Annotated in this window: 14 protein-coding genes, 1 tRNA gene and 1 other RNA gene; 8 read left to right on the plus strand and 8 right to left on the minus strand. The window is 70.6% G+C overall.

Annotated elements, in window-relative coordinates:
• Positions 1-6 precede the first annotated feature (6 nt).
• Positions 7-2,439, minus strand: a complete 2,433-nt coding sequence (locus AB0J64_RS09435) for a DNA polymerase III subunit gamma and tau (RefSeq protein WP_364023201.1) — start codon at positions 2,437-2,439, stop codon at positions 7-9.
• Positions 2,440-2,469: 30 nt separating this feature from the next.
• Positions 2,470-2,565: signal recognition particle sRNA small type (gene ffs, locus AB0J64_RS09440), an RNA gene on the minus strand.
• 86 nt (positions 2,566-2,651) lie between these two features.
• On the opposite strand from ffs, the gene AB0J64_RS09445 reads away from it, so the two are divergent.
• Positions 2,652-2,736: transfer RNA gene (locus tag AB0J64_RS09445), tRNA-Ser, on the plus strand.
• Positions 2,737-3,118: 382 nt separating this feature from the next.
• Here the strand turns inward: AB0J64_RS09445 and AB0J64_RS09450 are convergent.
• Both AB0J64_RS09450 and AB0J64_RS09455 read right to left on the minus strand, forming a co-directional pair.
• Positions 3,119-3,763 (minus strand): response regulator transcription factor, encoded by a 645-nt coding sequence (locus AB0J64_RS09450; protein ID WP_364023204.1) that lies wholly within the window; start codon positions 3,761-3,763, stop codon positions 3,119-3,121.
• Positions 3,764-3,766: 3 nt separating this feature from the next.
• Positions 3,767-4,942 carry a histidine kinase gene (locus tag AB0J64_RS09455; protein WP_364023207.1) on the minus strand — a complete coding sequence of 392 codons (1,176 nt, stop codon included), beginning with the start codon at positions 4,940-4,942 and terminating at the stop codon, positions 3,767-3,769.
• Between the two features lie 111 nt (positions 4,943-5,053).
• Between AB0J64_RS09455 and AB0J64_RS09460 the strand changes: the two genes are divergently transcribed.
• From AB0J64_RS09460 to AB0J64_RS09470, 3 genes are read left to right on the plus strand one after another with little or no spacing between them, the layout of a single operon-like run.
• Positions 5,054-5,524 (plus strand): YceI family protein, encoded by a 471-nt coding sequence (locus AB0J64_RS09460; protein ID WP_364023210.1) that lies wholly within the window; start codon positions 5,054-5,056, stop codon positions 5,522-5,524.
• Entirely contained in the window at positions 5,509-6,333 is an 825-nt protein-coding gene (locus AB0J64_RS09465) for an ABC transporter ATP-binding protein (protein WP_364023214.1), read from the plus strand. Before AB0J64_RS09460 ends, AB0J64_RS09465 begins: the two co-directional genes overlap by 16 nt.
• The gene (locus tag AB0J64_RS09470) at positions 6,330-7,064 is read left to right on the plus strand and encodes an ABC transporter permease (RefSeq protein ID WP_364023217.1); all 735 of its coding nucleotides are present in this window, start codon (positions 6,330-6,332) and stop codon (positions 7,062-7,064) included. Before AB0J64_RS09465 ends, AB0J64_RS09470 begins: the two co-directional genes overlap by 4 nt.
• Before the next feature lie 196 nt (positions 7,065-7,260).
• On the opposite strand, the gene AB0J64_RS09475 is transcribed toward AB0J64_RS09470, so the two are convergent.
• The gene (locus AB0J64_RS09475) at positions 7,261-7,842 is read right to left on the minus strand and encodes a dienelactone hydrolase family protein (protein ID WP_364023220.1); all 582 of its coding nucleotides are present in this window, start codon (positions 7,840-7,842) and stop codon (positions 7,261-7,263) included.
• Positions 7,843-7,900: 58 nt separating this feature from the next.
• Between AB0J64_RS09475 and AB0J64_RS09480 the strand changes: the two genes are divergently transcribed.
• Positions 7,901-8,482 (plus strand): winged helix-turn-helix domain-containing protein, encoded by a 582-nt coding sequence (locus tag AB0J64_RS09480; protein WP_364023223.1) that lies wholly within the window; start codon positions 7,901-7,903, stop codon positions 8,480-8,482.
• Between the two features lie 29 nt (positions 8,483-8,511).
• On the opposite strand, the gene AB0J64_RS09485 is transcribed toward AB0J64_RS09480, so the two are convergent.
• A complete protein-coding gene (locus tag AB0J64_RS09485) occupies positions 8,512-10,011 on the minus strand; it encodes a serine hydrolase domain-containing protein (RefSeq protein ID WP_364023226.1) in 1,500 nt (499 codons plus the stop codon).
• A 204-nt stretch (positions 10,012-10,215) separates the two neighbouring features.
• On the opposite strand from AB0J64_RS09485, the gene AB0J64_RS09490 reads away from it, so the two are divergent.
• On the plus strand, positions 10,216-11,277 hold the full coding sequence (locus AB0J64_RS09490) for a hypothetical protein (RefSeq protein WP_364023229.1): 1,062 nt from the start codon (positions 10,216-10,218) through the stop codon (positions 11,275-11,277).
• 20 nt (positions 11,278-11,297) lie between these two features.
• Here AB0J64_RS09490 and AB0J64_RS09495 read toward each other — a convergent pair whose 3' ends face one another.
• Complete coding sequence (locus AB0J64_RS09495) at positions 11,298-12,509, minus strand: DUF6596 domain-containing protein (protein WP_364023232.1); 1,212 nt, start codon at positions 12,507-12,509, stop codon at positions 11,298-11,300.
• Positions 12,506-12,877, minus strand: a complete 372-nt coding sequence (locus AB0J64_RS09500) for a YciI family protein (RefSeq protein WP_364023235.1) — start codon at positions 12,875-12,877, stop codon at positions 12,506-12,508. Before AB0J64_RS09500 ends, AB0J64_RS09495 begins: the two co-directional genes overlap by 4 nt.
• Before the next feature lie 184 nt (positions 12,878-13,061).
• Here AB0J64_RS09500 and AB0J64_RS09505 point away from each other — a divergent pair, with 184 nt between their 5' ends.
• Both AB0J64_RS09505 and AB0J64_RS09510 read left to right on the plus strand, forming a co-directional pair.
• Positions 13,062-14,555 carry an MFS transporter gene (locus AB0J64_RS09505; protein WP_364023238.1) on the plus strand — a complete coding sequence of 498 codons (1,494 nt, stop codon included), beginning with the start codon at positions 13,062-13,064 and terminating at the stop codon, positions 14,553-14,555.
• Positions 14,556-14,566: 11 nt separating this feature from the next.
• A complete protein-coding gene (locus AB0J64_RS09510) occupies positions 14,567-15,205 on the plus strand; it encodes a pyridoxamine 5'-phosphate oxidase family protein (RefSeq protein ID WP_364023241.1) in 639 nt (212 codons plus the stop codon).
• Positions 15,206-15,212 lie beyond the last annotated feature (7 nt).

Below are 15,212 nucleotides of genomic sequence, written 5' to 3' on the forward strand. Positions count from 1 at the left end.
TGTGGATCAGCTGTGGTCGATTTCGCCGATCACCTGGGCGCCCAGCTCACGTTCCAGCAGAGCCATGCCCGAAATTGCGTCCACGTCGGCGTCCGCGTCGTTCAAGGGGTCTACGTCGTCCGAGACCGGGGCCTTGGTGCGGCTGGGGACCGTCTCCGGCCAGGCCGCGGCGGCGCCACGGGCGGTGGGGGCGCGGGGGCCCGCCTGGGCGGCGGCCCTCGCCGCCGACTTCGCGGCGGCCATGCCAGTACCGCCTCCAGCCGGGGGGGCGCCCACGGACGGAGCCGCCACCGCAGCGGCGGCCTGTGCGACGGGCATGGTGCGAGTCGGGTCCGGGGTGGGCGGAGATCCGGGGCCGAAGTCGTCGGGAGCCTCGGGCCAGGACTCGTCCGTGGTCTGGCGTCCAGGAGACGCGGCCGGAGGTTGGTCGGAGCCGGACTCCTGGGCGTCGTGGGCGCCGCCGTGCGACGCCGTACGCCCCTGGGGCTGGGACGAGACATGCGCGCCTGCCGCCCCTTGAGACCCGGCCGACCCCGTCGGGCCCGCCACCGCGCCGTTGTTCACAGCCGGCCCACCATGACCCGCGGCCGGCCCGGCGTGACCTCCGGCCGGGCCACCGTGCGACGGAGGGCGGGAGGAGCCTCGCGGAGGGGGCGGGGAGCCACCGACGACCGCTTCGACGCGCCACGTGCCGCCGAGGACGTCGCCGAGCGCGCCGGCCACCACGGCGTCCTTGCCGCCGCCCGTGAAGTTCTTCATCGCGCCGACCTGGGTGAAGCCCAGCGTGACGATATTGCCTTCCACGCCCACCACCTGGGCGTTGGTGCTCACGTTCGCCCAGACCACGATGCTGCGCTGCTTGAGCGAGGCGAGCACGGCGGCCCACTGCGCCTGTACAGCGCCGACCCCGCTCCCCGTGGGAGCGCCGCCGGCCGGACCCCCGCTTTCCGCCTGAGACGTCTGCGGCGCGCTGCCCACCGCCGCCGCCTGCGTACCGCCTGACGCCCCCGCGGAGGGGGAGCCGGGACGTACGGGCTCGGGCCAGTCGTCAGCCCCCGCAGCCGCTGCCGGCTCAGCACCGGCGACATGCGGCTGCGCAGCCGGAACGGCCGGTGCCTGGGCACTCTCGCCGGCCTGATCATCCCCCGCCGCCGCGGAGACCCGGACGCCGGCGTGGCCCGACGAGGTGCCGGGTCGCGGGATGGGCACGGCGGCCGGGGCGGGCGCCGCGGCCGAGGAGGCGGGTGCGCCGGAAGCGGCCCGTACGGCCATCTGGGCGACCGCGCCGCCGCGTTCGAGGCGTTCGAGGCGGGCGAGCAGGGCCTCCTCGCCCTGCGCGGCGCCGGGAAGCAGCACGCGCGCGCACATCAGCTCGAGCAGCAGCCGCGGCGACGTGGCGCCGCGCATCTCGGTGAGACCCGCGTTGAAGACCTCCGCCGCGCGGGTCAGCTCGGCCGGGCCCATCGAGGCGGCCTGCTGGACGAGGCGTTCGAGCTCGTCGGCGGGGCGGTCGAGCAGGCCGCTCGAGGCCGCCTCAGGAACGTTCGCCAGGATCACCAGGTCACGGAAGCGTTCGAGCAGGTCGGAGGCAAAGCGACGGGGGTCGTGGCCGCCCTCGATCACCCGGTTGACCGCGTGGAACACCTGACCGCCGTCACGTGCCGCGAACGCGTTGACGACCTCGTCGAGCAGGTCGCCGTCGGTGTAGCCGAGCAGGGAGACGGCCTTGGCGTACGTGATGCCGTCCTCCTCGGCCCCGGCGAGGAGCTGGTCGAGGATCGAGAGCGAGTCACGCGCGGAGCCCGCGCCCGCACGTACGACGAGGGGCAGCGCGGCGGGCTCGAAGGGCACGTTCTCGGAGGTGAGGATCTCCTCCAGCAGTCCGCGGAGCGTCGCGGGCGGCATCAGCCGGAACGGGTAGTGGTGCGTACGCGACTTGATCGTCCCGATGACCTTTTCCGGCTCGGTCGTCGCGAAGATGAACTTCAGGTGCGGCGGGGGCTCCTCGACGAGCTTGAGCAGCGCGTTGAAACCCTCGCGGGTCACCATGTGCGCCTCGTCGATGATGTAGATCTTGTAACGCGCGGAGACGGGGGCGAAGAACGCCCGTTCGCGCAGGTCGCGCGCGTCGTCCACGCCACCGTGCGAGGCGGCGTCGATCTCGATGACGTCGAGGTGACCCGGCCCGGTCGGGGCGAGCGCGACGCACGACTCGCAGACACCGCACGGGTCGGGCGTCGGCCCCTGCTCGCAGTTGAGAGAGCGCGCCAGGATGCGGGCGCTGGAGGTCTTGCCACATCCGCGGGGACCACTGAACAGGTAGGCGTGGTTGATCCGCCTCGTGCGCAACGCCTGCCGCAACGGATCTGTGACGTGCTCCTGACCCTTGACCTCGGCGAACGTCCCGGGCCGGTACTTGCGATAAAGCGCAAGGCTCATGCGACCATCCCGCCTGCGAGGGGCTCCCAACGAAGAGACCCCTCGCACACCCGCCAGAGCCCGCTTATCCTTGCTGCCTTCCGGCCCTGGGGAGGTTCACAGGATGACGCCGCGCGAGGGGTCCCTGAACAGTCTAGCGGGATGCCGCAGTGCTTGCTCCACCCTGGAAAAGGTGGTCTGCGCACGCCCAGAAGTCCGGTAAGCTCGTCGGCGGAGGATTCGCCTAGTGGCCGAGGGCGCACGCTTGGAAAGCGTGTATAGGGCAACCTATCAGGGGTTCAAATCCCCTATCCTCCGCGCCTGGTTGAGGCAGTAAACGCGAAGGGGCCGACCCCATCCAAGTCGGCCCCTTTCGCTATTCGGGTCTCAGTTTTAGTCTCAGTTGGCCTCTTCGGAGGGTTCCTCTCCGTCCTCGCCCATCTCCCAGAGCAGGCTGTCAACCGGCGTGCCATGCCGCTACTGGACCACCCCATGATGGCCATCACGGTTCGCTCGGGAACTCCAAGGATCAGCAGGACGATCGCGGCGGTGTGCACGTTGGCCGGACACCCCGTACGCGCCTTCCACGGAGTGTCCCTCCTGTCCCTCAACCTGTTCGGACCAGCGCAAGCACAGGTGACAATGAGGGACACGGCACCCAGGGCAAGTCCCCACTGTCCCTGAACACGCGAAGAGCCAGCTAGACCAGCCCCGCGTCGTGGGCGATCAGCCCCGCCTGGGTGCGGTTGGCGCAGCCCAGTTTGTCCAGCATGCGTGACACGTATCCCTTGATCGTGGCCTCCGCCAGGTAGAGCCTGCCGGCGATCTGCGCGTTCGACAGGCCCTCCCCCAGCAGCGCCAGGACCTCGACCTCGCGTTCGGTCAGCGATCCGACCAGCTCCCTGGCCCGGTCGCGGGCCGAGTGCGTGTCGGCGGAGGCCGCGATGAGGCGGCGGGCGGCGGCAGGCGACAGCACGGTGTGGCCCTCGGCCGCCACCTTGACCAGCCCGATCAGCTCCTCCGGCGGGGTGGACTTGATCAGGAACCCCGACGCGCCGGCCCGCAGCGCGCGCAGCACGTACTGGTCGGCGTCGAACGTGGTCAGCACCACGATCGGCGGCGGGTCGGGGAGCTTTCCGAGCCGTTCGATCGCGGTGATGCCGTCCACGCCCGGCATGCGCAGGTCCATGAGCACCACGTCGGGCCGCTGCCGGACGACCTCCTCGACCCCGGCCGCGCCGTCGTGCGCCTGGCCGACCACCTCGATGTCGCCCGAGGCGCCCAGGATCGTGCTCAGGAACCGGCACACCATCGGCTCGTCGTCGACCACCACCACGCGGACCACGGGTCACACCCCAGTCGGGACGTAGGCGGGCAGCGTGGCCTCCAGCCGGAAGCCGCCGTCGGGCTCGCGCCCGGCGCGCAGCGTGCCGTGCACGACCTCGATGCGCTGGCGCAGGCCCGCGATGCCGAGCCCCGACCCGGTGCCGGCCAGCTCACCGGGCGCCCGGGTCGGCGGGGTGTTGCGGATCGACAGGCGTACCTGCGCGTCGCCGTACTCGACGCGGACGGTCACGCGCGCGCCCGGGGCGTGCTTGCGCACGTTGGTCAGCCCCTCCCTGACGATGCGGTAGGCGGTGCGCCCGACGACGGGCGAGGCCAGCGCCGGGTCGCCCTCCTCGACGAGCTCGGCCGGGTTGCCGACGGCCGTGGACTCGGCCATGAGCGCGGCGAAGCCGGCCACCGACGGCGTCTCCTCGCCCTCGGGCGCCGTGCGCAGGATGCCGACCAGGTCGCGCAGCTCGTCCAGTGCCTGGACGCCCGCCACCCGCAGCTCCTCGGCCTGTCTTCGGGTCTCCTCGTCGGTGGCGGTCATGCGCAGCGCGCCCGCCTGCAGCACCATCAGGCTGACCCGGTGGGTGACCACGTCGTGCATCTCGCCGGCCAGGCGGGCCCGCTCCTCGGTGCGGGCCTGCTCGGCCAGCAGGTGGCGTTCGCGTTCCGCGCGCTCGGCGCGTTCGGTCAGCGCCTGGACCAGGCGCCTGCGGGCGTCGAAGTAGAGCGCGAGCAGCGGGCCGAGGGCGACGCGGAGGACGCCGAGCGTGAGGAGCAGCACGGAGGGCTGCCAGGGGCGCACGACGATCAGCGTGAAGACGGCGAGCGCGATGATCGCCCTGCGGCGGTTCTGGCGGCAGTGGTAGAGCGGGCCGTAGGCGGCCAGCGACGCGGCCAACCCCGGCGCCCACACGTTGTCGGGGTTGGCGGGGGTGATCGCACCGAGCGGCCAGATCAGCAGCGTCACGACCAGAGTGAACGCGCCGATCACGGCCAATACGGCGAGCGGGGCCCTGCGCCGCGCCGCCAGCGACAGGCAGGCCAGCGCCTGCGCGCCGAGCAGGACCCAGGCCAGCGTGCCGGGCCGCTCCGGCCACCAGGAACCCTGCGCCAGCGTCAGGACCGTGTCCAGGACCGCTAAGGCGACGGCGATCGCCACGTCCACGGCGAGCCGGTGCCTGCGCATCATGCCGCCAACGCTATGACATCGGGCGAAGAGCCAGGTACCTACGAAAGTCGCATCCCAGTCCCTACGGCCTGCCCTGCCGGAGGCCGGGCGCCGGATCGTGCAATGGATCGCATGACACCTCACCTGGGACGCTACAAGATCGATTCGGGGTCCGTCACCTTCAGGACCAGGCACCTGTTCGGGCTCGCCCCGGTACGCGGCACGTTCGCCATCCGGTCAGGGGTCGTCGACGTGGCCGAGCCGCTCGCCGACTCGCGCGTCGAGGTGGAGATCGACACCGGGAGCTTCCACACCGGCAACGACCAGCGCGACGCCGGCGTTCGTTCGGCCCGCCTGCTCGATACCGGCCGCTTCCCCGTCATGACCTTCCGGGCGAACGGCTCGCTGGAGGGGACGCTGACCGTGCGGGACGTCACCCGGCCGCTGGCGCTGACCGTCGAGCGGACGGAGGTGGAGCCGGGCTCGTTCACCGTCGTGGCGACCACGCGCGTCGACAGGACCGAGTTCGGCGTGACCGCCTACCGCGGCCTGGCCGCGCGCCACCTCGACGTCCGGGTGGAGGTCACGTGCGTGCGCTCGTAGTGGAGGAACTGGCCAAACGCTACGGCGCGGTGCGGGCCGTACGGGAGGTGAGTTTCAGCGTCGAGCACGGGGAGATCTTCGCACTGCTCGGCCCGAACGGCGCGGGCAAGACCACCACGTTGGAGATCATCGAGGGCTTCCGCGTCAAGGACGCCGGGGTGGTCGAGGTGCTCGGCATGGACCCGCGCGACCCGGCGCTGCGCGCGCGGATCGGGCTGGTGCTGCAGGACATCGCGGTCGAGCCGTACCTGACCGTGCGCGAGACCATCGCGCGCAACGCCGGCTACTACCCGGCGCCACGCGACGTGGACGAGGTCATCGACCTGGTCGACCTGCGCGAGCAGGCGCGGCGCAAGGTCAAGGTGCTGTCCGGTGGCCAAAAGCGCCGCCTGGACCTGGCGCTCGGCGTGATCGGCAACCCGAGCCTGCTCTTCCTCGACGAGCCGACCACCGGCTTCGACCCGAACGCCCGCCGCGGCGCCTGGGAACTGGTCAGGAACCTGCGCGACTCGGGCACCACGATCGTGCTCACCACGCACTACATGGACGAGGCGCAGGAACTGGCTGACCGGGTCGCGGTGATGTCCGCCGGCCGCGTCGTCGCCACGGGCACGCCGGCCACGCTGGGCGGGCGCGACTCGGCCAAGACCCGCATCCGCTACCTGACCCCCGAGGGCCCCATCGTCCTCGAGACCACCGACCCCACCGGCACGCTCAGGGAGCTGATCTGGAGCGGGGTCGTGCTGGACGGGCTGACCGTGGACCGGCCCAGCCTGGAGGACGTCTACCTGGAGCTGACAGGATCATGAGACTCATCTGGCACCAGATCCGCTACGAGCAGCTGTCGTTCTGGCGCAACCCGCAGAGCGCGTTCTTCACGTTCATCTTCCCCGTCGTGGTCATCACGATCTTCGGCGCGCTGTTCAACGGCATGGAGACAGGCGACTACTTCTACGGGGTGTCGGCGCTGGAGTACTACGTGCCCACGATCGCCGCGGTGTCGGTGCTCGGCTCCTGCTTCAGCCAGCTGGCGATCGTGCTGGCCGCCCGGCGCCAGAACGGCATCCTCAAGCGCGTCCGCGCCACCCCGCTGCCGGCCCACGTCTACTTCGCCGGCCTGCTGGCCCACTGCGTGCTGGTCAGCATCGTCGACGTGCTGCTCGTCTCGCTCGTCGGCAGGCTGTACGGCGTGCCGTTCCCCGACCCGGCGCGGCTGCCGGGCCTGGTGGCCACGCTCGTGCTGGGCGCGGCCGCGTTCTGCGCGCTCGGCGTGGCCGTGGCCTCCCTGATCCGCAACGCCGAGGCCGCGCCCGCGGTGGTGCAGCTGGTGCAGTTCCCGCTGGTGTTCATCGCGGGCACCTACCTGCCGATCCACTCCGACGTGCTGAACGCGGTCTCGGACGTGCTGCCGGTCCGGCCGTTCAACCAGGCCCTGTTCACCGGCCCCACCTGGCACAGCCTCGCCGTGCTGGCCGTCTGGGGGCTGGCGGGGGCGCTGGTGGCCATCCGCCGGTTCCGATGGGATCCACAGCCGGAATGACCGGGTTAATTCGGTTGCTCGAGGGCCATCAGGCTCACCAGGTCGTAGGCCACGTGCGAGGCGGCCACGGAGGTGATCTCGGCGTGGTCGTAGGCGGGACGTCACCTCCACGACCGCCTTCGCCGAGGTGTGGCCGGCCCTGCGCGCCGCCGACCAGCTCGGCATGGTCCAGCTAGATGGTGCTTCGCACGCCCTCCTATCGCGCTACGCGCGGAAGGAAGTCGAGCGTGCGTTGCAGGAGGAGCTTGGCAGCAGGCTCGTCGTAGCCCGGTAGGGACGAGTCGGCGAAGAGGTGCTCCTTGCCGGGGTAGAGGAACAGCTCCACGGTGTCGACGGCGGCGGCCAGGGCGCGGGCAGCGTCCAGGTCGCCGCCTTCCTCGGTGAAGAACGGGTCCTGGTCCATCCCGTGCACCTGCGCCGGTACGCCGTCCGGCCAGCTGCCGAACTCCTCGACCGGGAGGCAAGCGTCGTAGAACAGCCCGCCCACCGCACCCGTCCGGGTCTGCGTCAGCCGCTGCGCGGGCATGACGCCGAGCGAGAACCCGGCGTACACGACCTGTTCCGGCAGGCGCTGCGCAGCCTCGACGCCGCGCTCCATGATCGTGCCGAAGCCGGTGTCCCGGGCGTAGCCGATGCCCTCCTCGAGGGTCGCGTACGTGTGTCCCTCGTAGAGATCCGGCGTGTGGACGGTGTGGCCCGCGCGCCGGAGCTCCTCGGCGAACGCCTTCATCCCGCCGGTCAGCCCCTGCGCGTGGTGGTACAGCACGACCTCGGCCATGATCCACTCCAATGATCCAAATATCTCGAACAATCCGCGATGCTAGTCTATTAGGACCATGCCGATCAATAAGCCAGTGCCGGACTACGAGCTTGCGGACACCGTCGAGCTGACGACCGCGGAGCAGGTGCGGGCGATCAGCGACCCGCTGCGGACGACGATCCTCGGACTGCTGCACGAGCGGGCCGCGACGGTGACCGAGCTGGCCACCGCGGTCGGCCGGCCGAAGAGCACGGTCGCGCACCACGTGAAGGTGCTGACGGACGCGGGCATCCTGCGGGTGGTGCGGACGCGCCGGGTGCGGGCGATCGAGGAGCGGTTCTACGGGCGCGCGGCGCGGATGTTCTACGTCGGGCTCGGCCGGCAGGGCAAGGACGGACAGCTCCCGCACGACTTCAACGACTTCGAGGTCGCGGCCGAGGAGTCCAAGCCGGCGTACGACGCCGGGCAAATGCGCTCGTTCATCCGGCACGCGCGGATCCCCGAGGAGCGCGCGGCCGAGTTCTGGCAGCAGGTGGACCAGCTGATCCACACCTTCGACCAGCTCCCGCGCTCGGGCGACACGACGTACGGGTTCACCGTTGGTCTCTACCCGATCGTCGACTACCCGACGCTGCCACCGGCCGAAGGCGAGACCTGAGCCTCCACGGCGTATCCTCCGGCGGGGTCTCATTCAGGGTCTCGGTTCACCCCCATGCAGGGGTGTTCACTGGGGTCCCCGCCTGGCCTTCGTCCCAGGTGAAGACCGTTGTGACCAGCGGTGAACGAAGATCCGCAGACTTGGAGAAGCCCAGCCCAGCACAGCCGCGCCACCACCACCGCCGTGCCCGCGATCGCGGCCACCACCAGCCAGATCATGAATGCCGGGTAGAGGTAGACCACCTGGATCCACATGATGTCGCTGCCGCGGGCCAGCACGCGGAAGATCGGGGCAGCCGACAGGCACAGCGCGAGCGGCACCAGGTAGGGCACCAGCCTCAACCGCTGCCATCCGGTACGGCGGGCCGCCCAGCGCCGGGAACCGGCCGCCCCGCGCACCGCCAGACCGATGGTCACCAGGGTCAGCAGCAGGAACAGGATGTCGGTGGGGAGGTACTGGGGCGCAGAGGGGACCTTCGGGGTGTCCCCCTCGATCAGGGCGACCAAGCCTTCCATGAGGGCTCCGGCGTCGGCGTAGGTCATCCCGGTGTTCGCCATGACGGCGACGCCGTACCCGGATCCCGGCATCAGCAGTTGGTCGGCCGTGGAGGTGAACAGGTCGCCGCCGTGCTCGATGAAGGGGGTGCCGTGCGGGGTTCTGCCGAGGGTCCAGCCGAGGGCGTACTCCCGGTTCGCCTGGGAGGGGGTGCGCAGTTGTTGCGTGCTCGCGGGGGTCAGGATGCCGTTGCTCTGCGCGATCAGCCATCGGGCCATGTCGCCGGCGGTGGAAAGGACGCCGCCGGAGCCGTTGCCGAAACCGGGTGGCTCCGGCAGGGCGATGGCCTGGCCGAGGACGACCAGGTGGCCGCGGGCGCTGGCGGGCAGGTCGCGCTCGGTGTCGACGGTCGTGCTGGAGCGCATGCCGAGCGGCGTGAACACATGCGCGCGCAGGTAGGCCGCGAACGGCTCGCCGCTCACCACTTCGACCAGGCGCGCGGCGACCTGGTAGTTGGTGTTGTGGTAGCTGAAGACGGTTCCCGGTTCGGTGGCGAGTTTCGCCGTCTTGAGCCGTGCCACGGAGCCTTGCAGCGTGGTCGGCTGGGGCAGGCTCTTCTCGTGGAAGGCCGAGTCGGCCATGCCGGAGGTCTGGTTGAGCAACTCTCGTACGGTGATCTTGGCTGCTCGGGGGTCTGCCATGGTGAACTCCGGCAGGTAGCCGTACACGGGCTGGTCGAGGTCGACCTGCCCCTTCTCGACCAGTTGCATGACGGCCAGGGACGTGAAGGACTTGCTGACCGACGCGACGGCCATGGGTGTGTCCGCCGTCACCCGTTCGCCGGTGGAGGTCCGGCCGTAGCCCGCGGCGTGGATGACCTTCGTCCCCTTGGTGATCGCAACCGCGACCCCGGGCAATCCGGTCGCCTCGCGGTACTGCTCGACGAACGCGTCCACAGACGCGGGAGTGACGCCGGCCGGCGGGGCGGAAGGGAGCAGGGCAAGACAGATCGCAGCGAGAGTGTTTCTGATCACCCGCCGAAGCTAGTCCCGCCCTGAGCCCGCGACCATTGCGGGACACCTCCGCCTTCCTTACGGAAACCCGCCATCGAAGCCGGAGGTTCGCCGTCACGGCGGCCGTCACGGCGGCCGCCTGCCGTTTACCCCTGGGGCCTTACGCCCACCCGGCTGAGTACGAATACTCATGCGTCGTTCTGGCGGCCTTCATACTGTTCGATCATGTGTCTGAAGCTCGCCGTCGGCGGCGGCCTGCTGCTCGGGTGGGCAGCCGCCGGCCTCTGGCTCCCGTGGACCGCCCCTTGGGACGACGGCAACGACCGCTGGAAACTGGTGGCCGCCCAGTCGTCGGTCACCTACGGACGGGTCATCGCCACCGGCGAGCACGACGCGTGGGCCTTCGGCTGGGACATCGTCGGAATCGGCGCCTGGCTGCCGATGGCCGACGGTCCGCACCGCCCCACGGCCTTCCACTGGGATGGCGACCGCTGGTCGAAAAGCGACTTCCCGATAGAACGCGGCAACGTCGGCTCGGTCGCCGCGTCCGCACCCACCAACGTGTGGGCCCTGGCCGGCGACGAGGGCGACACCATCGTCCTACGCTGGGACGGACGCGCCTGGAGGATCGTCAGGAAGCTGCCCGTCACAGCCGGGAGCCTCGCCGTCACCGCTGACGACGACGTGTGGGTCTTCGGCGACCACAAGGCCTGGCACCACGACGGCGCCACCTGGTCGGAACAGAGTGTCGCCTTCCGCGCCTGCCAGGTCAGCGTCCGCTCCGCCTCGGACATCTGGGCCCTCGACGGCGACGCCCCCTGGGTACACCACTTCGACGGCGAGGTCTGGACCCGAGTCGACCTCACCGCGGCGCTGCCCAAGGCCCCACCACCATCCGACGACTTCCCGCCCGACCCGACCGGCCCTCGGCTGACCGCCATCACCGCCGACCCGTCCGGCATCTGGATCACGGGAGAGATCGGCGCGTCGTCGTTCCTGCTCTCCCAGACCGGTTCCGGCTGGCGCGGCGAGGACACCTCCGCGAAGGCCGGACGCATGGTCCGTGACCTCCCGCCCGTCCCCGACGGCAGGGGCGGCCACTGGTTCATCGGCTCCACCGACAGCAACGGGTACGACTCCGCCCTCGCCCACCGTGACCCCTCCGGCCACTGGACCACCGTTCCGTCGGGCGGCGAGCTGACCTCGCTGTCGGCCGTCCCGGGCGGCCCGCTCCTGGCCACCGGAGCGATCGGCAGAGCTTCAGGCGTCTTCCGCAAGCTGCCCTGAGGAGGACCGCGGCTCCGGATCTATGTCCTCACCCGGCCGGCCCGGGACTCCAGATAGCGCTGCTCGGCGATGCTGGCGGTCGACTTCGCGGCTCGCCGGTAGTGCTCGTACGCCCCCGCCATGTCGCCGGTCTTCTCCAGCAGATGCGCCCGTACGGACAGCAGCCGGTGATGTCCGGCCATCCGCTCGTCACCGTCCAATGTGGCCAGCAGAGCCAGCCCGGCCAGGGGACCCTCGGTCTCGGCGAGTGCGATCGCCCGGTTGAGGGTGACCATCGGGTTGGGTGCGATCCGTTCCAGGATCAGGTAGAGGGCGTGCACCTGTGCCCAGTTGGTCTCCTCGGCCGTGGCCGCGTCGGCGTGCGTGGCGGCGATGGCGGCCTGCAGTTGGTAAGGGCCCAGCTCCGGGCCGGCCAGCGACGTCTTGACCAGCTCGATGCCCTCGTCGATCAGTACGCGGTCCCACTTCGTACGGTCCTGCTCGTCCAGCGGCACCAGGTCGCCGGCCGCCGTCGTGCGGGTATCCCGGCGGGCGTGGGTCAGCAGCATCAGTGCGAGCAGCCCGGTCACCTCGCCGTCCTCAGGCAGTTGCGCGTGCACCATCCTGGTCAGCCGGATCGCCTCCCGTGCGAGGTCGGCGCGGTGCAACTCGCTGCCCGATGAGGCGGTGTAGCCCTCGTTGAAGATCAGGTAGAGGACGTGCAGGACGACCCGTAGCCGCTCCTCGCGCTCCGCGCCGTCCGGCAGGCTGAACGAGCTGCCGGCGGCCTTGATGCGCTGCTTGGCCCGGCTGATCCTGGCCGCCATCGTGGCCTCCGGCACCAGGAACGCGCGGGCGATCTCGGCAGTGGTCAGGCCGCCGACCGCCCGCAGCGTCAGGGCGGTCTGGGAGGCCGCGGTCAGCGTCGGATGGCAGCACAGGAAGAGCAGGACGAGCGAGTCGTCGGTGTCCGGTACGTCCTCGGGCACCACGTCGGTGGCCGTCACCGACTCCCGCTCGCGGCGCGCGTGGTCACTGCGCATCTGGTCGATGAGCCGCCGGGACGCGACAGTCATCAGCCAGCCGCGCGGACTGTCCGGCACCCCCTCGGCCGGCCACTGGACGGTGGCGGCGAGGACGGCCTCCTGTACGGCGTCCTCACACCCTTCGAACTGGCCGTGCCGGCGTACCAACGCGCCGAGGACCTGCGGCGTGAGCTCACGCAGCAGGTCCTCGATGGCTGATGCTGTCATGCCTCCAATTGTCCGTCAGCGAACATCACCTGCCGCACCTCCACCCCCAGGCCCTCGATCGCGGTGTCCGGGATCTGCGCTGCCAGCTCGATCGCCCGCTCCTTGTTCTCGCAGTCGATCAGGTAGAAGCCGCCCAGGTACTCCTTCGCCTCCAGGAAAGGGCCGTCGGTCACCACCGGCTGGCCGTTGCGTACGGACACCACGGCGGCCTGCGACGGGTCGACCAGCGCCTGCGTGGTGATCATCTCGCCGGACCTCTTCAGCGCCTCGATGAACGTGGCGTGGCCGTCGCCGATCGCCGCCTTCTCCTCGTCGGTCAGCGCGTCCAGCACGGCCGGGTTGATGTGCAGGCTGATCAGGAACTTCATCTCGTGCTCCTCGTGCTTCGCGAGCCCCGGGTGGGCCCTTCGACCGGTTGGTCGGAGCCACCGACGTCGTCTTGACATGCCCCGCCAGAACTTTCGCGAGAAATTTCCGCCCGTACCGATGTCAAGAAGCTCTCGACCGCTCCGACCAACGGGCGAAACGTCGAGAGAACAGGGAGTTCAGGATATGCGAGCCAATCGGGCATGGCTGGGACTGGTCGTCCTCATGCTGCCGACGTTGCTGGTCGCGATGGACATGACGGCGTTGCTCCTCGCGCTCCCACAGCTGAACGCCGACCTGGGTGCCACCAACGTCCAGCAGCTGTGGATCAGTGACAGCTACGGGCTCATGGTGGCCGGCCTGGTCATCACGATGGGTACGCTCGGCGACCGGATCGGTCGCCGACGGCTGCTGATGATCGGCGGAGGGGCGTTCGCGGTGCTGTCGGTGGTGGCCGCCTTCGCGGTCAGCCCGCTGATGCTGATCGTCGCGCGTGCGCTCCTGGGCATCGCCGGCGCGACCCTGGCGCCGTCCACACTCGCCTTGATCACCAACATGTTCCGCGACGAACGACAGCGCGGGCAGGCCATCGCGATCTGGGCGACCTGCCAGTTCACCGGCGGCGCGCTCGGACCCGTACTCGCCGGATTCCTGCTCCAGCACTTCTGGTGGGGGTCGGTGTTCCTGGTCGCCGTGCCGGCGATGGCGCTGCTGCTGCTCGCCGGGCCGGTCCTGCTGCCGGAGTTCCGCAGCGACCAGGCCGGCCGGCTGGACCTGACCAGCGTCGGGCTGTCGCTCGTGGCGGTGCTTCTGATGGTCTACGGCATCAAGCAGCTGGCCGTCGAGAGCGTGCCGGTCGTGCCGGCGGCGGCCCTCGTCGTCGGCGCGGCCATCGGATTCCTGTTCGTACGCCGGCAGCTGCGGCTGGAGACTCCCCTGCTGGACCTGCGGCTGTTCCGCAACCGCCCGTTCACGGCCGTACTCGTCGGGCTGGTCCTCGCCGGCGTCGCCATGGCCGGTACGGGCCTGCTGGTGACCCAGTACCTGCAGAGCGTGCTGGGCTTCTCGCCGGTCGCGTCGGCGCTGCTGTTCGCACCGATGGGGCTGGGCGTGGCGGTCGGCACCATGGCCGCACCGGCGCTGACCCGGCGGATGAAGCAGACGACCGCGATCGCCGGCGGGCTGGCGGCATCGGCGCTGGGCAGCCTGCTGCTGGTCGGCGTCGACGGTGCGCTTGCCCTGCCGCTGGTGATGATCGGCATCGCCGTACTGGCGCTGGGCACCGGCCCGCTGTTCGCGCTGGGCACCGGGCTGGTCGTCGGGTCCGTACCGCCGGAGCGCGCCGGCTCGGCGGCGTCGATGTCGGAGACCGGCAACTACTTCGGCGGTTCGCTCGGCTTCGCGCTGCTCGGTGTGGTGGCCGCGGTGGTCTACCGCAGCCGGACGGACGGCACGTCCGACTCGCTGGCCGGCGCGGTCGCCGCCAGCCGGCGCCTTCCCGCAGGCCAGGGCGCGGAACTGCTGCACACCGCGCGGGAGGCGTTCACCGCCAGCCTGCACGTCACCGGTCTCGTGGCCGCGGTCATCTTCACCGGGCTGGCCGTACTGATCCTGGCCATGCGGCCGGCAAGCCGGACCGCCCCGGTCGCCCGCCTCGACTATGAGGCGACTCGCTCTTAGGAGGCCGTGGGGTGGTCGAGGGGCCGGCAAAACGGCCACCCCGTCATAATCGGGCCATGGGAAAGAGCTACGAGCGGATAGACGGCAGGCTGCGTGCCTTCATCGAGGCGCAGCACATCTTCTTCACCGCGACCGCGCCGCTCGGCGGCGACGGCACCATCAACCTCTCCCCCAAGGGCCTGAACGGCTCGTTCGCCGTGCTCGACGAACTCACCGTGGCCTACCTCGATTTCGCCGGCAGCAACGCCGAGACGATCGCCCATCTGCGCGAGAACGGCCGCATCACCCTGATGTGGTGCGCCTTCGACGGGCCTCCCAACATCGTGCGTGTGCACGGCCGCGGAGAGCCGGTCTTCCGCGATGATCCGCGTTGGGACGAGCTGATGGGTTACTTCCCGGACATCGACCCGAGCCTGCACGGCCTGCGCGCGATCATCGTCGTGACCGCGGAGAAGATCCGCGATACCTGCGGGTATGCCGTCCCGTTCATGACCTATGAGGAGGACCGGCCGCTGCACGCCTCGCGCTTCGCCCGCGAGACCGACGAGTCACTCGACGCGTACTTCCGGAAGAAGGAGCACGTCGCGACCAGCATCGACGGCCTGCCCGGGCTCCCCCTGCCGCTGCCGCCACTTCCGCACACCACCTGAAACACCG

Origin of the sequence: Nonomuraea sp. NPDC049695 (assembly GCF_040674955.1) — a bacterium.
GTDB classification, from domain to species: Bacteria; Actinomycetota; Actinomycetes; order Streptosporangiales; family Streptosporangiaceae; genus Nonomuraea; species Nonomuraea helvata.

Excerpts from the sequence above, each read along its gene's own strand:
- AB0J64_RS09435 (WP_364023201.1), bottom strand. The coding sequence starts at position 2,439 with ATGAGCCTTGCGCTTTATCGCAAGTACCGGCCCGGGACGTTCGCCGAG.
- AB0J64_RS09455 (WP_364023207.1), bottom strand. The coding sequence starts at position 4,942 with ATGATGCGCAGGCACCGGCTCGCCGTGGACGTGGCGATCGCCGTCGCC.
- AB0J64_RS09460 (WP_364023210.1), top strand. The coding sequence starts at position 5,054 with ATGACACCTCACCTGGGACGCTACAAGATCGATTCGGGGTCCGTCACC.
- AB0J64_RS09470 (WP_364023217.1), top strand. The coding sequence starts at position 6,330 with ATGAGACTCATCTGGCACCAGATCCGCTACGAGCAGCTGTCGTTCTGG.
- AB0J64_RS09475 (WP_364023220.1), bottom strand. The coding sequence starts at position 7,842 with ATGGCCGAGGTCGTGCTGTACCACCACGCGCAGGGGCTGACCGGCGGG.
- AB0J64_RS09480 (WP_364023223.1), top strand. The coding sequence starts at position 7,901 with ATGCCGATCAATAAGCCAGTGCCGGACTACGAGCTTGCGGACACCGTC.
- AB0J64_RS09490 (WP_364023229.1), top strand. The coding sequence starts at position 10,216 with ATGTGTCTGAAGCTCGCCGTCGGCGGCGGCCTGCTGCTCGGGTGGGCA.
- AB0J64_RS09495 (WP_364023232.1), bottom strand. The coding sequence starts at position 12,509 with ATGACAGCATCAGCCATCGAGGACCTGCTGCGTGAGCTCACGCCGCAG.
- AB0J64_RS09500 (WP_364023235.1), bottom strand. The coding sequence starts at position 12,877 with ATGAAGTTCCTGATCAGCCTGCACATCAACCCGGCCGTGCTGGACGCG.
- AB0J64_RS09505 (WP_364023238.1), top strand. The coding sequence starts at position 13,062 with ATGCGAGCCAATCGGGCATGGCTGGGACTGGTCGTCCTCATGCTGCCG.